At 54.6% G+C, this 5196-nt stretch carries 5 protein-coding genes; all 5 read left to right on the top strand.

The window, feature by feature from the left end:
- On the top strand, positions 1–2691 hold a 2691-nt coding region (locus PHD76_14965; GenBank protein ID MDD5263142.1), incomplete at its 5' end, for a sigma-70 family RNA polymerase sigma factor.
- A 115-nt stretch (positions 2692–2806) separates the two neighbouring features.
- On the top strand, positions 2807–2998 hold the full coding sequence (locus PHD76_14970) for a hypothetical protein (GenBank protein MDD5263143.1): 192 nt from the start codon (positions 2807–2809) through the stop codon (positions 2996–2998).
- Between the two features lie 225 nt (positions 2999–3223).
- Positions 3224–3412 (top strand): hypothetical protein, encoded by a 189-nt coding sequence (locus tag PHD76_14975; GenBank protein MDD5263144.1) that lies wholly within the window; start codon positions 3224–3226, stop codon positions 3410–3412.
- Between the two features lie 439 nt (positions 3413–3851).
- On the top strand, positions 3852–4343 hold the full coding sequence (gene folK, locus PHD76_14980) for a 2-amino-4-hydroxy-6-hydroxymethyldihydropteridine diphosphokinase (protein ID MDD5263145.1): 492 nt from the start codon (positions 3852–3854) through the stop codon (positions 4341–4343).
- Positions 4325–5101, top strand: a complete 777-nt coding sequence (gene panB, locus PHD76_14985) for a 3-methyl-2-oxobutanoate hydroxymethyltransferase (GenBank protein ID MDD5263146.1) — start codon at positions 4325–4327, stop codon at positions 5099–5101. Before folK ends, panB begins: the two co-directional genes overlap by 19 nt.
- Positions 5102–5196 lie beyond the last annotated feature (95 nt).

Genomic DNA, 5196 nt, shown 5'->3' on the forward strand with positions numbered 1-5196 from the left:
CCCGAGACCGTCACTGCTCCTGGTGCGAAGCCGGATGACATTCCCATCCAAACCGCGATCAGCGCCCACAACGGAACCAGTTGGACACCAGAGCGCCGGGGCCGGATGGAACAGCGCGAGTATGTCAGGCACATGAACAGAGTTTGGGACGGCCTGCAAAAGTTGGCTGAAACAGACGCAGAGAAGCATGCCGCTCTGAGCGAATTCCAGCAATACCGGGAACGCTACGTACAAAATTATATTTCGTTGCTGCAGTCCAGGTCCGGACTGTTCAGTTCCATGATTGCCGGACCTTCTAATTTCCCGGCGCGCCGCCAGAATAAAAAAAGCGACGCCTACCAAAACCGGATGAACCAATTTCTAGCATGGGATCAACGAGCCGTACACGCCATGCGCGAGGAAGTCAGCCCGACGCCGCCGAGCTTTATTTCAGCAGACCGCGCCGACGCGACAGACGCGTTACAGCAGAAGATTGATGCCGCGAAGGCTGTTCAAGAACGCATGAAGTCCGCCAATGCCATCATCCGCAACAAGAAACTCAGCGATGACGAAAAGGTGGCAAAATTAGCAGAGCTGAAGATATCCGAGGCGCCCGCCCGCCAATTACTCAAACCCGACTACGCCGGCCGGATTGGATTTGCAGATTATCAGTTATCAAACAACCAGGCCAATATCCGCCGGATGCAGGCCCGTATTCCCAGCATTATTGCCAACCGGGAAGCAACGCCAATATCCAGAGAATTCGAGGGCGGAAAAATCGAGGAAAATAAAAACCTCAACCGGATCCAGATTTTCTTCGACTCCAAGCCGCCTGCGGATATCAGAGACCAGTTAAAGTCAAACGGGTTTAAATGGGCGCCAAGCCAGGGGGCATGGCAGCGCCAGCGCACTGAGGCCGCCCGCCAAGCAGTAGATCGTTTATTCCCAGATCAAGTCAATACTCCCACTTCTGAAACTGCCAGCGAAAGCAAACAGGCTGAGCAGTCGGGTCAGTCCAAGTTTCTGAAATCTGCCGCCCATGCCATGGGGTACAAAAGTCTCGAATCGATGCCCAAGCCCGACTTGGATGTGCTTACCGAGGAATGGCGCGAGAAAAACAATTTACCACCAGAAGGCGCAGACTCCGGCTTGGCCATGGGGGCCACTTCCACGCTCGATCCCCCGGCTCAAACTGAGATGGACCTGGGTGAACTGCGTCGGCGATTTGAAATGGAGCGCCATTCCAACGATCCAGGACAGAAGGACAAGGCATACCGTGAACAAAAAGCCGAAGGTACCAACCCGGCACAACTCTTTCACGAAAACCAGAATCTGGCCGATTACATGGCCAGCCGGTTTACGAACATCCCTGGCACAGATCAAAACGACCGGCGGCAGATTTCGTTGCTGGCGTTACAGAAAGCAGCACAGACTTGGGACCCAAACCAAGACGTGCCGTTCCAGGGGTATGCACGCCAGTTAATGCGGCGGGACCTGATTGGCGAATACCGAAAATCCCGGCGGGATATGCGCGGAGGCGGCGTCGAACCACTGAGTTTAAATGCCAAAATTGATCCTGAAGCGAAGACTCCTCTGCAAGACCAGACGGCGATTCAGCAGCCAACCCCAACTGAAAAAGCAATTTCCAGAGAAACAAAAAGCATTCTCGTCTCTGAAATAGACAAACTGCCCGAACAGGCACGCACTACTGCGAAAATGCTGCTGGACGGCGCCACCGGCCAGGAGATAGGTGAGGCGCTGGGGTACAAGGACAGCAGCGCCCGGGAGATGGGCAGCCGATGGATTGAGAAAACGCTGCGCGCCCTCCGATCCCGCATTGCGGAAAAAGGATTGAGCCGCGAGGACGTTCTTTCGATGGGGTCCGGCATTCCAGCAGAAGATTTCCCCGGCGGGGTTGGAATCGATCCTGAGACCGTGAAACTGGACTTTAAAGCCCAAGGCGACACGAAGGAAGAAGCGAGGGACAATTTTGACCGGGAAGACGTTACTTCATGGCCCGTGCGCGACACAAGTCACCTGGAAGATTACAAGTACGCTGTCGATAACTTCGATAAAAACGACCCTGATACCTGGAACGAGTTCATCCCGAACGATGTCGATAAGATTGCAAACATCAACACCGCTCTGGACGAACTCGACGGCATTGAATCCGCACTATTGAAGAGCGATAAATCCGGGTTGGAGGATGGTATCACGCCCGCTGCCAAAGCTGCTTTCGATGGCCTGAAAAAACAGCTTGAGACCGACAAGCAAGCCTACCTTTTCAAAGCCCAGCACATTGATCAGGCAACCCGCGATATATTGGACGCCGTCCGTAAAAAAGCAGAAGACTATCTCGGTGTGCCTGACCAAAAACCTAAGGATGGCCAGGGATCATTATTTATGTCGGCAGTTGACGCCGGAAGCAGAAACGCGTATCGTCCAGATCGTGAAACCGATGACCCAACCCTGCGCTCAAATGCCCGGAATGGCCAGCCAGAAGCCGTCTCCGAAATTATCCGTCGCACAGATGGAAGCGCAGATGGCCAAAGTAACGAATTTGCCTCCATTTTCCGCAGACAGAGTGAAATTCTCTCGTCCAGTGTTGGACCTTCGCTCCAAAAAGTCTTAAATCCCGACCTGCTTTCCAAGCCCGCCCAGTCCCGCGGCATGGAGCATGAGGCATGTTATAGGGGTCAGCCCATGGGCTGACCCCATTCACAGCCAACATAAGGCGTCGCGCCCCGCGCGGGCGCGTGGATTACAAGTCCAGAAGCAGTACAAATACCCGTTGACCAAATCCAAAGCGGGGCGTATGGAGAAATAAATGAAAGAGCAAAAATCAATCCCGCCGGCAAAACAAGATCGGCAGTCATGGGCCAAGGAAGCCTTCCCTGGCCACAAGATAGACCCGGTGTCCTTCGCCCAGACGCGAATGGAAATGGAAGCCAAGGAGATCGCGGAGGCACCAAGGGACAAGAACGGCAACGTGGTTCCTCAGATATGGCCCACAGATTAGAAGGTTCCCAGCTTGGAATGTCCTCCGCCACCACGGAGGATCAGATTTTCAAAAATTCATCAGGGCTTGATAAGTCAACCCAAATGATCCGCGCGGCGCGGCTCGCACAAAGCGTTGCCCTCCTTTCACCCACAGGCGCCTCGGGGGAGGGAATCGATTCCAGACCATGGATTTGGCGGGGTGATTTGAATGGAATATCCAAAGCTTATGCGTTAGGATTTATACATGGAAGTATTGATGTTTCTCTTTCTTCTGTTCTTTGCGCCAGTGCTGGGCATGGTGATGGTCATTGCAACAGGATGGCCCATTATTTTGGCCGTGCTCGCGGCAACCCTCATTCTTCATGTTGCCGCACAACTGCGCTGGCATTTTTCTTCAGGGCATATTCGCCCTAGGTTTCGGGGTCAACGTTGACATTGACGGATTTCGGGGCGCGTATTAGACAGGTATCCGGACGCATCGACACGCGACGAACTCCTCCACCGGCTCCAGCAGGGTGCGTGAAGCGGCCCCCATAGCCTTGGATCTCGAATTCCGGGATTGGGGACATGGCGATGTTCCTGACGGAACTGCAGATTCCCTGACAGCTCTTGCCCATGCCGCCGCACTTTTGCCGTCGGCGCTTCCCTGTGTTTTGGAAGCCCGGAATGCCACAATGAATCCAAAACGCTTTGTCTTGTGAAAAAAAAACTTCGCGCGAGAAAACTGTTTTGATCCGCAGATTCCACAGATTGCCGCAGATTTTTTGGGAGTTTGATTCGCTGCCGGCTGCCGGATAAAAGCCCGGTGATCTCGTCCGATCCTCCAAAAAATTTCAGTTTCTACTTTCCCGCAAGCCGTTTATGGTTCCGGGGTGAAAATTGGAGTGGCTTTGGGATCGAATCTGGGTGACAGGAGGAAATCGCTGGATGCCGCCGTTGCGTATTTGCGCACGCTGTCACCCGAAGTGCGTGTTTCCTCCTATTACGCCACGGCGCCTGTGGATTGCCCGCCTGGATCGGAGGAGTTTCTAAACGCCGTTGCGGAGATTGAATTTGCCGATGGCGTTTCCTATTTACTGCAGCAGTTTCACCAATATGAGCGGGAGCAGGGCCGCCTGGATGTGCGGTCGCACAACGAGCCGCGCCCGATTGATTTGGATATCCTGTATGCCGGCGAATTGGAAATGCAAACATCCCGCCTCATTCTTCCGCATCCCAGGCTGGCGGAACGCCTGTTCGTTCTGGAGCCGTTGGCGGAGATTGCCCCCGACCGGGTCATTCCGGGGACCGGACAGACAGCCGGACAACTGCTGGCGTCCTGCCGTGAAAAGCTGAGTGATCAGATATGCCGCAAGATCGAATAACGTGGCAGGCAATCCGGGATCAGGGCCTTCCACTGCCTATCCTGTCGGTAACGGCATACGACTATCCCATGGCCCGGCATCTGGACGAGGCGGGGGTTGATATCCTGCATGTGGGAGACAGCCTGGGCATGGTGGTGCTGGGGTTGCCCGATACCATCGCGGTAACGATGGAGGATATGATCCGGCACACAGGAGCGGTCGCCCGTGCGCGCAAGCGGGCCCTGGTGACTTCTGATTTGCCCTATCGCAGTTATGAGACAGCCAGGGACGCTGTGAAGAATTCAAAAGCCCTGATCGATGCGGGCGCCGATGCGGTGAAGATGGAGGGGGGCGAAGAAATTTTAAATCAGATCGCTGCGGTGCTGGGCGAGGGGATTCCGGTGCAGGGACATTTGGGAATGTTGCCGCAGCATGTGCGCGAAGAAGGCGGTTACCACAAAAAGGGGAAGACGCTTGGCGAGGTGGCGCGGCTGAAACGGGAGGCTTTGCTGCTGGAGCAGGCCGGTGTTTTTTCGATCGTGCTGGAAGCGGTGGTGGAGGATGTTGCCGGCGAGATTACGCAATCATTGAAAATTCCAACGATTGGGATTGCGTCGGGGAAGAAAACCAGCGGGCAGATCCGGGTGCTGCAGGATGTCCTGGGCTTGACGCCGTGGTTTGACTTTCCGCACGTGAAGCCTCAGGCCCATTTGGCGGAAGAAGTGCGGCGGGCGATCCGGGCCTTAAAAGCTGAAATTGGCAAAACCGCTTCAGAATAAGGAGCTTATGGAGTTTATGTTTCAGAAGCAGACGAGGAATCCGGATTAGTAGCGAAACTAATCACGAATTACAATTGAACAAGAGGGCAGAGATC

The organism is Candidatus Methylacidiphilales bacterium (genome assembly GCA_028713655.1).
Taxonomy (GTDB): domain Bacteria; phylum Verrucomicrobiota; class Verrucomicrobiia; order Methylacidiphilales; family JAAUTS01; genus JAQTNW01.

What these genes read in the sequence shown, in the direction of transcription:
- PHD76_14970 (MDD5263143.1), top strand. Translation starts at nt 2,807, where the DNA reads ATGAAAGAGCAAAAATCAATCCCGCCGGCAAAACAAGATCGGCAGTCA.
- PHD76_14975 (MDD5263144.1), top strand. Translation starts at nt 3,224, where the DNA reads ATGGAAGTATTGATGTTTCTCTTTCTTCTGTTCTTTGCGCCAGTGCTG.
- panB (MDD5263146.1), top strand. Translation starts at nt 4,325, where the DNA reads ATGCCGCAAGATCGAATAACGTGGCAGGCAATCCGGGATCAGGGCCTT.